Origin of the sequence: Bradyrhizobium sp. AZCC 1578, from assembly GCF_036924675.1 — a bacterium.
Classification (GTDB): Bacteria; Pseudomonadota; Alphaproteobacteria; order Rhizobiales; family Xanthobacteraceae; genus Bradyrhizobium.
Genome location: NZ_JAZHRZ010000001.1, coordinates 3,312,858 through 3,331,708 on the forward strand (window position 1 = coordinate 3,312,858; position 18,851 = coordinate 3,331,708).

The window sequence follows — 18,851 nt, forward strand, 5'->3', positions numbered from 1 at the left end:
TTGCGCTTTCTTCGTCATGGCCGGGCTTGCCGCCTTCGCTAAAGCTTCGGCGGGCCGAGTGCGCTCGTGGCCCGGCGAAGCCATGGCGGACACGGGTCCCGGCCATCCACGTCTTACTTGGGCAACAGTGGCAAAGAACGTCGATGCCCGGGTCAAGCCCGGGCATGACGATCGAGTGTTACGCGTCCACAAACGTCACCGTCTCGGCTACGCTCGCCCGCGACGTGCGGTAGCTGTTGACCTTGTGAGCGTGGTCGGCATAGCCGAAGGAAATGCCGCAGACCACGCGCCGATCATCCGCCAGATTGAAGTGACGCCGGATCAATCCGGAATGCCGCGCCAGCGCGGCCTGCGGAATGGTGCCGAGGCCGAGCGCCTGCGCCGCCAGCATGAAATTAGAGACATAGGCGCCGCAATCGACCGCGCCATAGATGCCAAGCGGCTCGTCGGTATGAATGATCGCGACATGCGGCGCGCCGAAGAAATTGTAGTTCTGCAGCGCCTGTTTGGCGTAGGCCATCTTGTCGCCGCGCGCGATGCCGAGCGTGTTGTAGAGCTGAAAGCCGCTCTCGCGGCGGCGTTCGAGATAGACGCCGAGATATTCGCGTGGCGGCGTGAAGTCATGATCGTCCTTGGCGCCGGAAGCGGCCTCGGCATAGATCGCCTTGCGGAAGCGCTCCTTGGCCTCACCGCTCGCGATCAGCACCTGCCAGGGCTGGCTGTTGCACCATGACGCCGTGCGCTGCGAAACCTTGAGGACATGCTCGATGGTCTCGCGCGGCACCTCTTGCGGGAGGAACGCGCGCACGGAGTATCGCTCGTTCAGGAGGTCTTCGAGCACGTCGATGCGGTCTTGTTGGTTCACGGCAGTATCCATGGCCTTGCTCGCTTTCGTGCCCCTGACGCAGCGCAGCGCAAAGCGGTGCGCTGCTGAGCCGGGGCCCGTCCAGTGTAGGTCCCGGCTCTGCGGAGCGGCACTGCGCGCCGCACCGCGTCCGGGACACGAGAAATCAACGCACCTTAGCGAGAGATCAGCGCCCCTTGGTCGGGATCTTGTTGAACGGCACGTCCTTGTCGACACGGATGTCGCCGGGGAGGCCGAGCACGCGCTCGGCGATGATGTTGCGCAGGATCTCGTCGGTACCACCGGCAATGCGCATCGAGGGCGAAGAGAGCAGCATCTGCTGGAACTGACCGCGCGCCATTTCCTCATCCGCGCCGGTGAGCGCGCCGGCCGCACCCTGCAGATCCATCGCATAGGTCGCGATATCCTGCAGCATCGAACCCGACACCAGCTTGCCGATCGAGTTTTCCGGGCCCGGCCGTTCGCCCTTCGACAGCGACGAAATCGCGCGGTAGCTCGTGTATTTCAGCCCGCTCGCCTTCACGGCCCAACTCGCTAGCTTGGAGCGCGTGGCGGGATCGTCGATTGCAAGCCCGTCATCGGTCATCAGGTTCGAGCAGAACTCGAACATTTCCGGAAAACCCGTCGCGAGCCGCGAGCCGATCGACATGCGCTCGTTCATCAGCGTGGTCAGCGACACGTTCCAGCCGTCGCCGACCGCGCCAAGGCGCTGGCTGTCCGGAATCACTACATCGGTGAAATAGACCTCGTTGAACTCCTGCATGCCGTTGGCCTGCTTGATCGGCCGCACCTCGACGCCCTTGCTCTTCATGTCGAGGAAGAACATCGTCAGGCCCTTGTGCTTGGGCACGTTGGGATCGGTGCGCGTGATCAGCAGGCCGTAGTCGGAATAGTGCGCGCCAGAGGTCCAGATCTTCTGGCCGTTGACGATCCAGTTGTCGCCCTGCTTCTCCGCGCGCGTGCGCAGCCCCGCGACATCCGAGCCGCCGGCGGGTTCGGAGAAGAGCTGACACCAGATGTGCTCGCCGGAAGCGAGTTTCGGCAAATAGTAGCGCTTATGCTCCTCGCTGCCGAACGCCATCACCGTCGGGCCGCACATGCCCTCGCCGATCTGGAACGGCTGCGTCAGCTTGCCGTAAACGCCCTCTTCCTGCTGCCAGATCACCTTCTCGATCGGGCTGGCGCCGCGGCCGCCATATTCTTTCGGCCAGTGCAGGCAGGCCCAGCCGCCCTCGGCCTTCTTCTTCTGCCAGGCCTTGCCGACATCGACGATATCTTCCTTCTCGAGCCGGATGCGGCCGAGCGAGGATTTTGAGAGCTCCGCCTCGTATTGCTTCGGCGCGTTGGCATCGATCCATTTGCGAGCCGTGGCTCGGAATTCGGCTTCCTGTGGCGTATCGTCGAAGTTCATTGCGGCTTTCTCCTTTGTCTCCGGAGACGTGCCCCGGACGCAGCGCAGCGCGGAAGCGGTGCGCTGCAGAGCCGGGGCCCATCAAACTGGCATCGTGTGGGTCCCGGCTCTGCGGAGCGGCGTACCGGACGATGCTTCGCATCGCCGGGGGAACGCCGCACCGCGTCCGGGACACGTGATCTATCTTCCCTTGGTCGGGATCTGATTGAACGGCACGTCCTTGTCGACCCGGATGTCGCCGGGCAAGCCAAGCACGCGCTCGGCGATGATGTTGCGCATGATCTCGTCGGTGCCGCCTTCGACGCGGGTGCCCGGTGCGCGCAGCAGCATCGCCTGGAATTTGCCGGCAACTTCGGCGTCTTCCGGCCCGCTCAGCACGCCGGCAGCGCCCTGCAGGTCGAGCGCATACATCGCGACTTCCTGGACCATCGATCCCGCCACCAGCTTGCCGATCGAATTCTCCGGGCCCGGACGCTCGCCCTTCGAGAGCGCCGAGATCGCGCGCATACTGGTGTATCTCAGGCCGCTGGCCTTCACCGCATAGTTCGCCAGCCTCGAACGAACGCTGCGATCCTCGATTGCAGGCCCATCTTCCAGCATCAGGCTGTTGCAGAACTCGAACAGTTCCGGAAAGCCTGTCGCCACGCCTGCTCCGATCGACATGCGCTCGTTCATTAGCGTGGTCAGCGAGACGTTCCAGCCGTCATTGACGGCGCCAAGCCGCTGCGAGTCCGGGATCTTCACGTCGGTAAAATAGACTTCGTTGAAGTCGGACTGGCCGCTGGCCTGCTTGATCGGCCGCACCTCAACGCCGGGGCTCTTCATGTCCAGGAAGAACATCGTGAGGCCCTTGTGCTTCGGCACATTGGGATCGGTGCGCGTGAGCAGGATACCGTAATCCGAATAGTGCGCGCCCGAGGTCCAGATCTTCTGGCCGTTGATGATCCAGTCGTCGCCCTTCTTCTCGGCACGGGTGCGAAGCCCTGCGACGTCGGAGCCGCCGGCGGGTTCGGAGAACAACTGACACCAGATCTTCTCGCCGGAAGCGAGCGGCGGCAGATATTTGCGTTTCTGCTCCTCGCCGGCATAGGCCATCATGGTCGGCCCGCACATGCCGTGGCCGATGATGAACATGCCGCTGAGCTTCCCGAACGGCCCCTCTTCCTGCTGCCAGATCACCCGCTCGATCGGCGAGGCGCCGCGGCCGCCATATTCCTTCGGCCAGTGCAGGCAGGCCCACCCCGCTTCGGCCTTCTTCTTCTGCCAGGCCTTTGCGACCTCGAGAATGTTCGTGCCCTTCAGCACGGTGCGGCCGAGCGAGGACTTTCGAAGTTCTTCCTCATATTGCTTCGGCGCGTTGGCTTGTATCCATGCACGGGCCTCGGCGCGGAATGCGGCTTCCTGCGGAGTGTCGTCGAAGTTCATCGGTTTCGTCCTTCAAACTTGGCCCGTCGTCCCTGCGAAAGCAGGGACCCGTAACCACCGGCCAAAATAGTAGTCCCGTCTCTCGCAACTTGATTCCAACCGAGGGGCCGCGGAGTATGGGTCCCCGCTTTCGCGGGGACGACGCCGGGTGAATCCTACGCCGCGTTCTTCTTGCGCATGCGATCGATCAACTGATCTTCCCAGTACGACAGGCTGCCGAGCGTCAGCGCTGACGCGTTGGCGCGGCGGTAGTACATGTGGCAGTCGAACTCCCAGGTGAAACCCATGCCGCCGTGAACCTGGATGTTGTTCTTGGAGCAGTGCTGGAACGCCTGCGTCGCGCTGATGCGCGCAGCCGCTGCGGCTTCCGGCAATTCCGACGCATTGGTCGAGAGCGCCCAGGCGCCGTAATAGCAATTCGAGCGCGCCAGCGTCGCCGAGACGTACATGTCGGCGAGCATGTGCTTCACTGCCTGGAACGAGCCGATCGGCCGGCCGAAAGCGATACGGTCGAGCGCGTAGTCGCGGCCCATCTCGAGCGCGCGATCGGAGCCGCCGACCTGCTCGAACGCCAGCAGCACGGCGGCGCGGTCGAGCACTTGCGTGAGGATGCTCCAGCCGTCGCCGGCCGCTCCCAGCGGTTCGGCCTTGGCTTTCGTGAAGGTAAGCTCGGCTTGCCCGCGGGTCGGATCGACGTTGGTCAACGGCTTCGCCTCGACGCCGCCGGCCTTGAGGTCGACCAGGAACAGCGAGATGTCGGAATCGCGCCCGGTCGAACCGGTCCGGGCAGCGACGATGGCGAAATCGGCAATTGCGCCATCCGGCACCGGCTTCTTGATGCCGTTGAGCGTGCCGCCGGAAGCCTGCAGCTTGATCGCCTTCGGCGACGGATTGCCCTTGCCCTCGAACAGCGCCAGCGTGCCGATCGCCTCACCGGAAGCGATCTTCGGCAGCCATTTCTGCTTCTGCGCATCGGAGCCAGCCAGCAGCAGCGCCTCGGCGGCAAGATAGACCGTGGAGGAGAACGGCACCGGCGCATTCGCGCGGCCCATTTCTTCCGCGATCACGCAAAGCTCAAGATGGCCCGCGCCGGCGCCGCCGAACTGTTCGGGAATTGCGACGCCGAGAAAGCCCATTTCGGCGAGGCCTTTCCACAATTCCTTGTCATAGGGCGCCTTTCCGTCGAGCACCTCGCGCACGGCCTTCGGCGGGCACTTCTCAGTGAGAAATTTCCGCGCCGCGTCGCGCATCTGTTTTTGTTCGTCGGAGAAATCGAAGTTCATGGCGTGTTACTCGCGTTGGTGATGGCTCTGTAGGATGGGTGGAGCGAAGCGATACCCATCAACGGCTTGGTCGCGGCTGATGGGTTTCGCTGCGCTCTACCCATCCTACGATCAGTTCAAAATGATCACGTCCTCTCCCGGCTGATCGGCATAAAGCTTCTCCACCAGCGCGGCGCGGCGTTCGAGGCCGGCGCGCTGGTTGATGTAGCCCTTGTCGGTGAGTTCATTGCCGTCGATCGAGGGCGGCTCGACCATCAGCATCGCCCGGCCAATCCGCATGCTGCTGCCGGTGGCGGAGGCGTTATGCGCCTCCAAGCCACGCTTCAGGCAGGCGATCACCTGGGGATGCTTGACCACCTGCTCAAACGTCGCATCGAGACTCCCCACGATCTGCCGGCAGGCGTGCAGATTGGGCCAGGCCAAAAGTCCGATGAACGGACGATCCTGCCCCGTGACCAGCGCGTCGTGCACCACCGGCGTCGCGGCCGCGATGGCATCGGTGCGCAATGAGCCGACATGGACGAAGGTGCCGGTCGTGAGCTTGAAGTCTTCAACCACGCGGCCGGCGAAGATGATGCCCTGCAGCGGATCCTTCTCATCGACGAACACGCCGGCGTCGCCGATGCAGTAAAAACCTTCCTCGTCGAACATCTTCTTCGTCAATTCAGGCTGGCCGAAATAGCCCGGCGTGACGTTGATGCCGCGCAGGCGCAATTCGTATTTGGAGCCGCACGGCACCATCTTCAGCTCGACGCCAGGAAACGGCAGGCCGATCAGGCCGACGCGCTCAGTGTCCCAATAGGTGCCGGTCGAGGTCGGCGCGGTCTCGGTCGAACCCCAGCCGGTGTAGAACACGATGCGCTCGCCGGTGGTCTTCACCGCCAGCGCCTGCATACGGTCGTAAAGATCGTCCGGCAGCCGCGCGCCGCCATAGGCCATCACGGTCAGGTTCTTGAAGAAGCTGCGGCACAGCGCGTCGTCCTTCTCCATCGCAGCAGCTAGCGCCGCGTAGCCGGCGGGGACGTTGGCGTAATAGGTCGGCGATATCTCGTGCAAATTGCGAATGGTCTCCTCGAACTGACCGGGCATCGGGCGGCCGTCGTCGATATAGAGCGTGCCGCCGTCGATCAGCGCCGGGTTGAACAGCGCATTGCCGCCCATGGTGTGATTCCAGGGCATCCAGTCGAGATAGGTGGAAACCGGCCCGTTCGGGTCGCGCGGGCGCACCTGCATCATCATCGCCGCGTTGGCGCACATCATCTCCTGGGTGTTGATGACGGCCTTCGGCATGCCGGTCGAGCCCGAGGTGAACAAGAGCTTGCCGACGGTCTTCGGCGTGATCTTTGAAATCGAGTCTTCGACATCTTTGGTAGCCGGCGTTGCCGCGAGTTCGGCGAACGACACACTCTTGATACCTTCGCGGGGGCGCGCGACATGAACCACAGTGACGCCGGCCAGGTCGATCGCCCTGAGCGCCTTCTCAAAGGTCGGAGCGTCCTGCACCATCACGACCGCAGGCTTGATCAGGCTGAAGAGATATTTGAGCTTGAGATGATCCTGGCTCATCAGCGAATAGGCCGGCGACACCGGCGCCGCCGGCAGCCGCGCCTGCATCGCGGCCTGCGTCATCAGCGCGTGCTCGATCGAATTGCCTGATAGGATCGCAACGGGACGGCCTTCGGCGAGGCCAAGGTTGAGCAGGCCCTGCGTCAGTCCGTCGACGACGCGCTTGGCTTCGCCGTAGGAGACTTTCCGCCATTGCCGCTCAGCGCCGCCGCGTTGCGCCAGCCAGGTACGCTCCGGCGCTTCCCTCGCCCATTTCGAAAGCGACGCCGGAATATGCTTCTCGTAAGGCTGCAGCGGAATGCGCGACTTCAGGATGATGACGCCATCGGGACGACGCTCGACCGCGATGTCGCGCGGCAGCCATTCGATCTTGCGGAAGGCCGGCTTTGTCAGCACCTTTGCTGCACTCCCACTCATATTGCGTCTCCCGGAATTCTTGTCCTTTGCGGATCTTGTCGTCATCGCCTGATATAGACAGGCTTTCGTTTCTCAAGGAAGGCCCTGATGCCTTCGTTGAAATCTTCCGAGCGGCTGCACAACACCAGCGGTTGAGTCACGAGGCGCTCCGCATCACCGTCGTCCCGGCCAAGCGAAGCGCGAGCCGGGACCCATAACCACTGGTCTTCGTTGTTGCGCTACGCTGGGGACCCATCGCGCTTCAACGAGAGCGCTGTGGTTATGGGTCCCCGCGTTCGCGGGGACGACGACCGAGTTTGCCCTACCGCGGCGCCATGCGGATGGCGCCGTCGAGGCGGATGGTCTCGCCGTTGAGCATCGCGTTCTCGACGATGTGCACCGCGAGCGCGCCATATTCGTCAGGCTCGCCGAGGCGGGCCGGATGCGGCACCTGGGCGCCAAGGCTCTTGCGGGCTTCCTCGTTCAGGCCCATCAGCAACGGCGTGAAGAAGATGCCGGGGGCAATCGTGTTGACGCGGATCTTCAGGCTCGCGAGATCGCGCGCCGCCGGCAAAGTGAGGCCGACGATGCCGCCCTTCGAGGCGGAATAGGCGATCTGGCCGATCTGGCCTTCATAGGCCGCCACGGAAGCGGTGTTGATGACGACGCCGCGCTCCTCGCCGACGGGGGCCGCGGTGGCGAGCCGCTCGGCGAACAAGCGCAGCGCGTTGAAGGTGCCGATCAGATTGACGTTGATGATGCGGACGAACTTTTCCAAGGGATAGACGCCGTCCTTGCCGACCACGCGCTGCGAGCCGCCGATGCCGGCGCAGTTCATCAGCACGCGCGCGACACCATGAGCGGCTTCCGCCTTGGCGATCGCCGCCTTCATCTGCTCCTCGCTGGTGACGTCGGCATGAAGGGCGACGCCCTTCACTTCGGCCGCGACCTTCTCGGCATTCTCCTTGTTCTGGTCGAGCACGCCGATTTTCGCGCCCTTCGCGGCCATGGCGCGGGCGGTCGCGGCCCCTAAGCCGGAGCCACCGCCGGTGATGAGAACGGCAACGTCTTTCAACTGCATTTTGAGAACCTTTCCTTGGGTGTTTTCTTCTCTAGTTGGCGAATGGCGAATAGCGAGCGGCGAATGGGTCTATTCGCTACTCGCTATTCGCCCCTTCCCTTCTTCCAGCATCCCGCCGCAGATCAGCGCTTCCATGTGCTTGATGTATTCGCGGCAGACCTCGTCGGTGACCGGACCGACCCCGGTCGCGCGCGACATCGCGTGGCGGCCGAAGAACAGGTGATCGCAGGCACCGATCAGGCTGGTGTAAAACATGACCGGATCGACCTTGCGGAACTCGCCGGCCTTGATGCCTTCGGCGAGCAGGCGGCGGTGAAAGTCGAGCAAGGGCGCGACAAAGAATTGCGAGACTTCGTCGGCGGCTTCCGGACTGCTCTCGTGCAGGAGATAGTGGATCAGCCGGTTCATGTAGGGGAACTGGTGATAGGCGCGGATGATGCCGCCGATATGGAGGCGAAGCTTTGCCGTCGGCGAGATTGGCTGGCTGATCAGATATTCGAGCTGCGACATCTCGGTCGCGGCGTCCCTGGCCAGAAGCGCCAGCAACAGCCCGTCCTTGTTGCCGAAATGGTATTTCACCAGCGCGGCATTGACGCCCGACTTCTGCGCGATGTCGGACAGCGACACTTCGATCGAGGCGCGCTCGATCATCAGCTCGCTCGCCGCCACAAGCAGCTTCTCGGCGGTGCTATTTTTGCCGCTCGGGAGCCTGGCCGGTACGCTGGTATTCAACGGTGATCCCATCACTGCTGAGGGGCGGGAAATCTGGCCGCACATAAGCGCATGCCGCGGCTGCACTCAAGAGTTAATTGATTGATTGACTAAATCCCGCAGCCCCCCTTAAATCCGGCCCATCTTTCCAAGCCACAAACAACATTCAGGGAGAACAGACATGGCCGAGGCCTATATCGTCGCCGCCGCACGCACTGCCGGTGGCCGCAAGGGCGGACGTCTCGCAGGCTGGCACCCGGCCGATCTCGCCGCTTCCGTGCTCAATTCGCTGGTCGACCGCACCAGCGTCGACCCGGCCCAGATCGAGGATGTGATCATGGGCTGCGTGATGCAGGCCGGCGAACAATCCAACAATATCGCCCGCAACGCGGTGATGGCCTCGAAGCTTCCCGAGAGCGTGCCCGCCACCTCGGTCGACCGGCAGTGCGGCTCGTCGCAGCAGGCGCTGCATTTCGCTGCGCAGGCGGTGATGGCCGGTTCGATGGATATCGTCATTGCCGCCGGCGTGGAATCGATGACGCGGGTGCCGATGGGGCTTGCTTCGTCGCTGCCGGCCAAGAACGGCTTTGGCCATTACAAGAGCCCGGGTATCGAGGCGAAATATCCGAACATTGTGTTCAGCCAGTTCACCGGCGCGGAAATGATGGCGGAGAAGTACGGGCTCTCCAAGGACCAGCTCGACGAGTACTCCTACAACAGCCATCAGCGCGCGATTGCCGCGACGCAAGCCGGCAAGTTTAGGGATGAAATCGTTCCGCTGCAGATTACCCGCGCCGACAACTCGACTGACACCCACCATATCGACGAGGGCATCCGCTTCGACGCCAGCCTCGACGGCATCAGGGGCGTCAAGCTGATTGCCGAGAACGGCAAGCACACCGCCGCCAGCGCCAGCCAGATCTGCGACGGCGCCTCCGGCGTGCTGGTGGTCAACGAGAAGGGCCTGAAGTCGCTCGGCGTCAAACCGTTGGCGCGCATCCATCACATGACCATGATGGGCGGCGATCCCGTGATCATGCTGGATGCCCCGCTGCACGCGACCAAGCGGGCGCTGGAAAAGGCCGGCATGTCGATCAATGACATCGACCTGTTCGAGGTCAACGAAGCCTTCGCGGCCGTGCCGGTGGCGTGGCTGAAGACGACGGGCGCCGATCCTGACAGGCTCAACGTCAATGGCGGCGCGATCGCGCTCGGCCATCCGCTCGGCGGCTCCGGCACCAAGCTGATGACCACGCTGGTCAATGCGCTGAAGCAGAACAACAAGCGCTACGGCCTGCAGACCATGTGCGAAGGCGGCGGCATGGCGAACGTGACGATCGTGGAAAGGCTTTGAGCTGGAGGAAGGGTTCGCGTCTGCGGCCACACCAACGAATGTCGTCCCGGCCTTGAGCCGGGACCCATAACCACAGATATTTGTGGTTGTGCCGAGTTGGAGCTCCAGCTCCCTTCAACAAATCAAAACTGTGGTTATGGGTCCCTGCGTTCGCAGGGACGACGCATCACCCGAGGAAACGGTTGTGACTCACCCCTCGATCCACGCCCGGAATACGCCGAACAAGATCGCCTACCAAATGGCCGGCACCGGCAAGGCGATCACCTATCGCGAACTTGACGAGCTATCGAACCAGGGCGCGCAATTGTTCCGCAAGCTCGGCTTGAAGGCCGGCGACCACATCGCATTCCTGATGGAAAACCGCCTGGCGTTCATGGAGATCTGCTGGGCGGCACAACGCGCCGGGCTCTATTACACCGCGATCAGCCGCTATCTCACTGAGGAAGAGATCGCCTATATCGTGAACGATTGCGGCGCCAAGGTCTTCATCACCACGCCGCAATGTGCCGACAAGGTCAAGGGCCTGATCAAGGGCGAACCCGGCGAGCCGCTGTTCTTCATGGTTGACGAGCCGGCGCCTGGCTTCCGTTCCTTCGACAAGGAAGCGATCGCGATGCCTGTGACGCCGATTGCGGACGAGGTCGCCGGCTATGACATGCTGTATTCGTCCGGCACCACCGGCCGGCCCAAGGGCATCAAGAAGGAGTTCGAGGGCAAGGCGATCGACGTGCCGAACCCGCTGTTGAAAATTCTCTGCGCCGACATGTGCGGCATGTCGTCCGACAGCATCTATCTGTCGCCGGCGCCGCTCTATCACGCAGCTCCCCTGCGCTTCAACATGATGGCGATCACGCTCGGCGGCACCTCCATCATCATGGAGCACTTCGACGCCGAGGAATTCTTAAAGCTTGTCGAGAAGTACAAGGTCACGCAGTCGCAGCTCGTGCCGACCATGTTCGTGCGGATGCTGAAATTGCCGGACGAGGTGCGCGCGGCTTACGACGTCTCGACGCTGAAAGGCGCGATCCACGCCGCCGCGCCCTGCCCGGTCGACGTGAAAGCGAAAATGATCGAGTGGTGGGGGCCGATCCTGATCGAATATTACGCCGGCTCCGAAGGCAACGGCGTCACCGTTTCAACTTCGCAGCAATGGCTGACCCACCGCGGCACCGTCGGCCGCGCCGTGGTCGGCAAGGTTAAAATCCTCGACGAGAATGACGAGGAGAGACCGACCGGCGAAATCGGCACGGTCTATTTCGCCGACGCGCCTGTTTTCACCTATCACAACGATCCCGAGAAGACCAAGAAGGCCTACAACGCCAAGGGCTGGTCGACGCTCGGCGACGTCGGCTACCTCGACGAGGAAGGCTATCTCTATCTCACCGACCGCAAGAGCTACATGATCATCTCCGGCGGGGTGAACATCTACCCGCAGGAGACCGAGGACATCCTGATCACCCATCCTGCCGTCTCCGACGTCGCCGTGTTCGGCGTGCCCAACGATGAAATGGGCGAGGAGGTCAAGGCCGTGGTGCAGCCGCACGACATGGCAAAAGCCGGCAGGGATCTCGAGGCCGAACTGATCGCGTTCTGCCGAAAACATCTGTCGCCGATCAAGTGCCCCAGGAGCATCGACTTCGAAGCCGAGTTGCCGCGCACGCCGACGGGAAAATTGGTGAAGCGCCACCTGCGCGACAAATATTGGCCGAAGCCGGTGAAAGCGTAATCTCTCCATTGTCGTCCCTGCGAACGCAGGGACCTATAACCGCCGCTGTTGATCGCTTTACAAAGCTGGGGCCACAGCCTTTTATCGCGGCGAACATTTGTGGTTATGGGTCCCGGATCGCGCTCGCTACGCTCACTTGTCCGGGACGACAAGGGAGTGCGCCAGATGAACAAAACAACTTCCCTCCCCGAAATCCCCCTCCCCTCCACCATCCGCTCCCGCTACGTCGATGGCATCAACGGCCTCCGCATGCACGTGCTGGAGGCCGGCTTCGAGACACCCGGCCGTCCGTGCCTCCTGCTCCTGCACGGCTTTCCCGAACTCGCCTATTCCTGGCGCAAGGTGATGCCGGTTCTCGCCGGCGCGGGCTATCACGTGATCGCGCCGGACCAGCGCGGCTATGGCCGCACCACCGGATGGAATCCGGACTATAACGGCGACCTCGCCTCGTTCCGCCTCACCAATCTGGTGCGCGACGCGCTGGGGCTGGTGTCGGCGTTCGGCTACGCAAGCGTCGATGCCGTGATCGGACATGATTTCGGCTCGTCGGTCGCGGCCTGGTGCGCGCTGATACGGCCCGACGTGTTTCGCTCGGTCGTCATGATGAGCGCACCGTTCGGCGGACCTCCATCGCTGCCGTTCAACACCGTGCACGAGCCCGCCAAGCCGGCCGATGATCCCATTCACCGCGAGCTCGCTGCGCTGCCACGCCCGCGAAAACATTACCAATGGTATTACTCGACGCGCGAGGCGAACAACGACATGCACCGCGCGCCGCAGGGCGTCCATGATTTCCTGCGTGCCTATTACCACCACAAGAGCGCCGACTGGAAAGCCAACCAGCCCTACCCGCTGAAATCCTGGAGCGCAGACGAGATCGCAAAGCTGCCGACTTATTATGTGATGGACCTCGCCAACGGCATGGCGGCCACCGTTGCCGAGGAAATGCCGTCGGCCGCCGAAATCGCCGCCAACAAATGGCTGCCGGACAATGAGCTTGCCTTCTACAGCGCCGAGTACCAGCGCAACGGATTCCAGGGCGGGCTGCAGTGGTATCGCTGCGGCACCTCCGGCGCGTTTGTGCCGGAATTGCAGATATGGTCCGGCCGCACCATCGACGTGCCGTCCGCTTTCATCTCGGGCAAGCAGGACTGGGGCACCTATCAGCGCCCCGGCGTCTATGAGGCGATGCAGTCGCGAGCCTGCACCAACATGACCGGCTGCCATCTTGTCGACGGCGCCGGCCACTGGGTGCAGCAGGAGCAGCCCGGCGAAGTGAGCCGGTTATTGATGCAATTCCTGCAACAAGCAGAGGACAACGCAGGGACAAAGGCGAGCCAGTAACGTACCGGCAAGAGACGACCGCCGCTGTACAGCTATTGCTCTTGCCGCACGCACCCAAACTGCGCATCATCCGCGCCGTATTCGGAAACAGAGCGGAGCGTACGCCTTGGCCAAATCGCAATGGAGTTTCAAGACCGCCGTTGAACTATCGGCCGCGCTTGCCGCAAGGAAAGTCTCCGCGGTTGAACTGGCCGAGGACGCGATCGGCCGGATCGAGCGGCACGATGCGAAGATCAACGCGATTTGCGTGCGCGATTTCGAACGCGGCCTTGCCGCCGCCCGCGCGGCCGACGCCGAACTTGCGCGCGGCGTGAAGAAGCCACTGCTCGGCCTCCCGCTGACCGTGAAGGAATCCTACAATATCGCGGGGCTGCCGACGACGTGGGGCATTGCGGCGCAAAAGGATTTCACGCCGACGGAGGATGCGCTGTCGATCTCGCGCGTCAAAGACGCCGGCGGTGTGATCCTTGCGAAAACCAACGTGCCGCTCAACCTCGCGGACTGGCAGAGCTACAACGACATCTACGGCACCACCAATAACCCTTATGATCTCGGCCGCACGCCGGGTGGCTCGTCCGGCGGCTCCTCGGCCGCGCTCGCGGCCGGCTATGGCCCGCTATCGCTCGGCTCCGACATCGGCGGTTCGCTGCGCGTGCCGGCGTTCCATTGCGGCGTCTATGCACACAAGCCGACCTTTGCGCTGGTGCCGGGGCGTGGCCACACCCCGCCGCCATTCCAGCCGCTGCCGCTCGACCGCGACCTTGCCGTGATCGGCCCGATGGCACGCAGCGTCGCCGATCTCTCGCTGCTGCTCGACACCATCGCCGGTCCCGATCCGCTGGAGGCCGGCAAGGGTTACAAACTTGCCCTGCCGCCGCCGCGCCACGGCGCGCTGAAAGATTTTCGCGTGTTGGTGGTTGATACCGACCCGGTCATGCCGACCGACGAGGTGGTGCGCGGCACGATCCACAAGCTCGCCGCCAACCTCGAAAAGGCCGGCACCAAGGTCGATCGCAACAGCCCGTTGCTGCCAAACTTTTCCGAGACGTCCCGGCTCTACATGCGGATGCTGATGTCGTTCCTCGCCGCTTCCTTCCCGCCGGAAATCTATGCCGGCGCGCAGGCCGCCGCCGCCGCGCTACCGCCGAGCGATGTAAGCCTTGCTGCCGAACGCCTGCGGGGCATGGCGCAAAGCCACCGCAACTGGTTGATGGACGACGTCGCGCGTGCGCGCCTGCGGGCGCAATGGCGCGAACTGTTCAAGACCTATGATGCTGTGATCTGTCCGATCATGCCGACCCCGGCCTATCCGCACGACCATTCCGTCGATCAGGAAAAACGTCGCATCGAGATCGACGGCAACGAGCACGTCTATCCCGATCAGCTTTCGTGGCCGGGCATCGCCACCCTACCCGGCTTGCCCGCGACCGCGATCCCGACCGGCTTTTCGCCGGACGGATTGCCGGTCGGTGTGCAGATCGTCGGGCCGTGGCTGGAGGATCGCACAACGCTGAAGCTGGCGGAACTGATCGAGCGCGAATTCGGCGGCTTCAAGCCGCCGCCGATGTTTGATGATTGAAGATCCCTCGTGCCGGGGAGTTGCGCGCAAGCGTATCTCCTCGCCGGGAGGTGAAGCGGTATCGTTGAAAGCGCCATGCGGACTTTCATTCGAAGCGTCATCGCCGTCGTCGCCGGCTTCCTGCTGATGTGGCCGCTTGGCTATGCCTATGCCGCGCTCGGCTGGCCAACGTTCCACTTGTGGGGGCTGATGCATGGCACCTTTGTCGCTGCCTGGCCTACCCTGTCGATCCTGGCATTCCTGGCACTGGGGTATCTGCCGCTTTTCCCGCGCATCGACGACGCAGCGCTTCTGATGGCCGGCCTTGTTTGGGGTCTGTTGCTGGCCACTGCTTTCAACATCCGCCACGCTCTCGGCTTTGAGATTGCCTATGGCCTGTTCAGCGTCACGGCGGTTATCGTTGCAGTACTATGCATCTTTGCCAAACGCCGGCTCCGTTTGGCGCTGCTCGTGGTATCGCCGCTTGTTTTCCTGAACTTGGATCTTCTGCTGGTGCCGCCAGCGCTTGAACAACTCGTGTCTCGAGCCATCTTTGATCTCAAGCAGCTCTTGCCGCCTGTCGCCTTCTCGCTCGCGGGTTACGTGCTTGGCTCGCTCGCCCGTGTCGTGATCAAACGCTCGCCGAGAACAGCGTGATAGCCGCTCTGCAGTGACGAACAAGAACCGGAGGAATCATGAACAACGACCTCGCCGAGCTGACAGAGCTCAACCGCGATTATGTCGCTTCCGTGCAAAACTCCGACGTCAAGCGCTTCGATGAAATCCTTGCCGCCGACTTCTATTGCTCAAATCCCGACAAGACGCTGGTCGACCGCGCGACGTTTCTGAAGCAGACGGCTGTGCCGGTCACGATCAAGAATCTGACCGCGCACGACGTCAAAATCCGTGTGCTCGGCGACTTCGCCATTATCCACGCCGCGACGAGCTATACGACCGCGGACGGCCAGCAGGCTCACGGGCGCTATACCGATTGCTGGGCGAAGCAGAATGGCAAGTGGCTTGCGGTGTCGGCGCACGTGTCGCGGTGAGCAAACATCCAACCCCGCGTCGTCCCTGCGAAAGCAGGGACCCATGACCACTGACGCCGGTTGGGAGAGAAGCCGTCTCACCTTGTACCCATTCCGTGGGCCGCGGCGTATGGGTCCCGGCGTTCGCCGGGACGACGGATGCAATTGCGAACTACGCCTCACGCATCAAACACGATCACGCTGCGTAGCGTCTTGCCGGCTTTCATGTTGGCAAAACCCTCGTTGATTTCGGAGAGCTTCAGCTTGGCCGAGATCCAGTCCTCCAGATGCAGCTTGCCGCGCATGTAGAATTCGACCAGGCGAGGCATGTCGACGCGGAAATGGTTGGAGCCCATCGACGAGCCCTGAATGCGGCGCTCGCGTAGGAAGTCGAAGCCGTGCAGCTCGATCTTCTGGCCGAACGGGATCATGCCGACGATGGTCGCGGTGCCGCCGGCCGCCAGCATCGCGAAGGACTGTTCGGCGGTCTCCTTGCGGCCCAGCACCTCGAAGGAGTGATGCACGCCGCCGCCGGTGAGTTCGCGCACCTGCTGCACCACATCGCCGCGGGAGGGATCGACGATGTCGGTGGCGCCGAGTTTTGTGGCCAACTGCAGCTTGGCCGGATTGGTGTCGATCGCGATGATGCGGCCGGCGCCGGCGATCGCGGCGCCATTGATCGCGGCCATGCCGACGCCGCCGCAGCCGATCACGGCCACCGTTTCGCCAGCCTGCACCTTTGCGGTGTTCACGACCGCACCATAGCCGGTGATGACGCCGCAGCCGATCAGGGCCGCGAGCTCCAACGGCATGTCCTTGCGGATTTTGACGATGGCGTTCTCGTGCACCAGCATCTGCTCGGCGAACGACGAGAGATTGAGGAACTGATGAAGCTTCTCCTCACGCGCCCAGGACAGCCGGTTCGACTGACCGGGCAGCATCTTCACGGTCGTATCAGTGCACAGCACGGTGCGGCCGGTGGTGCAGTTATCGCAGGTGCCGCAGAACACCGAAAGACACGTCACGACGTGATCGCCGGGTTTTACATAGGTGACGTCGGAGCCGACCTTTTCGACCACGCCCGCCGATTCATGCCCAAGCACGGCAGGCAGCGGGTGCGGATACAGTCCCTCCATGAAGTGCAGGTCGGAATGACAGAGGCCGGCGACGCGCGTGCGGATCAGGACCTCGCGCGGACCGGGATTCGGCACGCTGACCTCCTCTATCACCAGCGGCTGGTTGACTTCATGCAGAACGGCGGCCTTCATCGGTGCTTCCCCATCAATTCTGTTATTTTTGAACCAGTACTGGCTGCAGCCTACGCTGCGACAAGCAATTCGCCAACCTCGGCCATGCCGACGCTGCGTTCGCCGAGCAGATGGCCGGTGAGCGCGCGCTGGGCGGCATTTTCCGCAAGCCGGAACGGATCGCTCGGCGTGACGCGATGGTCGACCACCATCCGCGACAGCAACAGCCGCCTGGCGTCGCCGCGCATCTCGTGGATACGGCCGCCCTCCCAGGCCAGCGCAACGGCGCTGGCGACATGGTAGAGCAGGCTGGTGGCGCGCCGCGCATCGCCTTCATTGTCGGGCCGGCTGGCTACCTCGCGGGCAAAGCCGACCGCGCTGTCGGTCAGTTCACGTAAGCGATTGCGCCAGGCCTGCGGCACGTTGGTGCTGTCGTCGAGGCGGGCGTGCAGATCGGCCGCGAGCGCGGCGTCGGCGCCGTGGCGGCCGACCGCGCGGGTCAGCGCGTCGATTGCGACGATGTTGCCGGTGCCTTCCCAGATCGAGCCGAGATGCGCGTCGCGCAGCAGCCGCGCGGTGGCAAACTCCTCAATGTAGCCGATGCCGCCGCGCATCTCCAACGCATCGCCGCAGACTTTTCGCGCGTCGCGCGTGGCGCGGAATTTCAGCGTCGGCGTCAGGATACGCAACAAAGCCGCCGCATCCTGGCTGCCGGCTTCCGCGCGATCGAGCGCGTCAGCCGTGAGAAAACTCATCGACAGCGCCTGCTCGGTCGGCAGCATGATCTTCATCAACTGCCGCCGCGCCAGCGGCAGGTCGATGATGCGCTGCCCGAACACCACACGGTTCTTCGCCACCGTCATCGCGTCATGGTGCGCGCGCCGCATCAGCGCGGTGGACTTGACGCCATTGGACAACCGTGAGGAGTTGACCATCTCGGCCATCTGCACGAAGCCGCGGTCGAGCTTGCCGACGGCGTAGGCAATCGCGCCCTCAAACTTGATCTCGCCCGACGCCATCGAACGGGTGCCGAGCTTGTCCTTCAGGCGAACGATCCGGTACTGATTCTGCGAGCCGTCATCGAGATACCGTGGCATCAGGAACAGGCCGACGCCGCGCGTGCCGGGCCCCGCTCCTTCCGGCCGCGCCAGCAGCATCACAATCTTGGCGTCGGCATTGGAGCAGAACCATTTCTCGCCGTAGAGACGCCAGTGATCGCCTTCCTGCACGGCCCGCGTCGTCAGCGTGCCGACGTCGGAGCCGCCTTCCTTCTCGGTCATGAACTGGCCGCCCTGAGTCAACTTGCTCATGTCGGTCTGGGTCAGGCCGTCGAGATATTTTGCCTTCAACGCGTCGCTGCCGAAACTGTTAAGCAGTTTCGCGCAACCATCCGTGACGTTGATCGGACAGCCCATGCCGAATTCGGTCTGATTGAACAGGAACGTGAAGGCATGCTTGGCGACGACGGGGTATTTATCCGGCCACCCCATGATGCCCTTGCGGATCGACATCGCGTGAATGCCGAACTCGCCGAACGCGGCTTTTTCCAGCTCGCGATAGGCCGGGTGATATTCGATATACTGGATATCGCGGCCGAACTTGTCGCGCTGGTGCAGCACTGGTGTGTGGCGGTCGGCAAGCCGCGCGCATTCGTCGAGATAGCCGCCGGCCAATTCGCCGAGCCGGTCGAGATGCGGCTCGATATGGCGAAACAGCGCGTCCGGCAGATGCAGGCGAAGCAGATCCGTCAACGCCGGATCGGCGCGGTAGAAATTCATCCCCGTCGTATCAGGTGCGAGCAATCCCGGCTGATTGGCTGACGCGGCTGCACGGTCTCGCATGAGTGGATGCATTTT

General features: G+C 63.2%; 15 protein-coding genes and 1 pseudogene. 6 read left to right on the forward strand and 10 right to left on the reverse strand.

Annotated elements, in window-relative coordinates:
• Positions 1–178: 178 nt before the first annotated feature.
• From V1290_RS15830 to V1290_RS15865, 8 genes and pseudogenes are all read right to left on the reverse strand, one after another.
• A complete protein-coding gene (locus V1290_RS15830) occupies positions 179–877 on the reverse strand; it encodes a nitroreductase (protein WP_334365279.1) in 699 nt (232 codons plus the stop codon).
• A 154-nt stretch (positions 878–1,031) separates the two neighbouring features.
• Complete coding sequence (locus V1290_RS15835; RefSeq protein WP_334365280.1) at positions 1,032–2,276, reverse strand: acyl-CoA dehydrogenase; 1,245 nt, start codon at positions 2,274–2,276, stop codon at positions 1,032–1,034.
• Between the two features lie 180 nt (positions 2,277–2,456).
• Positions 2,457–3,701, reverse strand: a complete 1,245-nt coding sequence (locus V1290_RS15840; RefSeq protein ID WP_334365281.1) for an acyl-CoA dehydrogenase — start codon at positions 3,699–3,701, stop codon at positions 2,457–2,459.
• A gap of 155 nt (positions 3,702–3,856) precedes the next feature.
• Positions 3,857–4,984, reverse strand: a complete 1,128-nt coding sequence (locus tag V1290_RS15845; protein ID WP_334365282.1) for an acyl-CoA dehydrogenase family protein — start codon at positions 4,982–4,984, stop codon at positions 3,857–3,859.
• Between the two features lie 111 nt (positions 4,985–5,095).
• Positions 5,096–6,967: an AMP-binding protein gene (locus V1290_RS15850; RefSeq protein ID WP_334365283.1), complete on the reverse strand. Its 1,872-nt coding sequence runs from the start codon at positions 6,965–6,967 to the stop codon at positions 5,096–5,098.
• Positions 6,968–7,008: 41 nt separating this feature from the next.
• Positions 7,009–7,092: pseudogene (locus tag V1290_RS15855) on the reverse strand (enoyl-CoA hydratase/isomerase family protein); the annotation flags it as partial.
• Between the two features lie 176 nt (positions 7,093–7,268).
• Positions 7,269–8,027: an SDR family NAD(P)-dependent oxidoreductase gene (locus V1290_RS15860; protein ID WP_065747553.1), complete on the reverse strand. Its 759-nt coding sequence runs from the start codon at positions 8,025–8,027 to the stop codon at positions 7,269–7,271.
• A 69-nt stretch (positions 8,028–8,096) separates the two neighbouring features.
• Entirely contained in the window at positions 8,097–8,771 is a 675-nt protein-coding gene (locus V1290_RS15865) for a TetR family transcriptional regulator (RefSeq protein ID WP_334365284.1), read from the reverse strand.
• A 148-nt stretch (positions 8,772–8,919) separates the two neighbouring features.
• Here V1290_RS15865 and V1290_RS15870 point away from each other — a divergent pair, with 148 nt between their 5' ends.
• The 6 genes from V1290_RS15870 to V1290_RS15895 all read left to right on the forward strand — a co-directional run bounded on the left by V1290_RS15870 (position 8,920) and on the right by V1290_RS15895 (position 15,769).
• Complete coding sequence (locus V1290_RS15870; protein ID WP_334365285.1) at positions 8,920–10,092, forward strand: acetyl-CoA C-acetyltransferase; 1,173 nt, start codon at positions 8,920–8,922, stop codon at positions 10,090–10,092.
• Between the two features lie 184 nt (positions 10,093–10,276).
• On the forward strand, positions 10,277–11,818 hold the full coding sequence (locus tag V1290_RS15875; protein ID WP_334365286.1) for an acyl-CoA synthetase: 1,542 nt from the start codon (positions 10,277–10,279) through the stop codon (positions 11,816–11,818).
• A gap of 165 nt (positions 11,819–11,983) precedes the next feature.
• On the forward strand, positions 11,984–13,162 hold the full coding sequence (locus V1290_RS15880) for an alpha/beta fold hydrolase (RefSeq protein WP_334365287.1): 1,179 nt from the start codon (positions 11,984–11,986) through the stop codon (positions 13,160–13,162).
• A gap of 106 nt (positions 13,163–13,268) precedes the next feature.
• Positions 13,269–14,741: an amidase gene (locus V1290_RS15885; protein ID WP_334365288.1), complete on the forward strand. Its 1,473-nt coding sequence runs from the start codon at positions 13,269–13,271 to the stop codon at positions 14,739–14,741.
• A 75-nt stretch (positions 14,742–14,816) separates the two neighbouring features.
• Positions 14,817–15,377, forward strand: a complete 561-nt coding sequence (locus V1290_RS15890) for a hypothetical protein (protein WP_334365289.1) — start codon at positions 14,817–14,819, stop codon at positions 15,375–15,377.
• Between the two features lie 38 nt (positions 15,378–15,415).
• Positions 15,416–15,769 carry a nuclear transport factor 2 family protein gene (locus V1290_RS15895; RefSeq protein WP_334365290.1) on the forward strand — a complete coding sequence of 118 codons (354 nt, stop codon included), beginning with the start codon at positions 15,416–15,418 and terminating at the stop codon, positions 15,767–15,769.
• Between the two features lie 158 nt (positions 15,770–15,927).
• On the opposite strand, the gene V1290_RS15900 is transcribed toward V1290_RS15895, so the two are convergent.
• Entirely contained in the window at positions 15,928–17,016 is a 1,089-nt protein-coding gene (locus V1290_RS15900; protein ID WP_334365291.1) for a Zn-dependent alcohol dehydrogenase, read from the reverse strand.
• 50 nt (positions 17,017–17,066) lie between these two features.
• Positions 17,067–18,848, reverse strand: a complete 1,782-nt coding sequence (locus tag V1290_RS15905; RefSeq protein ID WP_334365292.1) for an acyl-CoA dehydrogenase family protein — start codon at positions 18,846–18,848, stop codon at positions 17,067–17,069.
• Positions 18,849–18,851 lie beyond the last annotated feature (3 nt).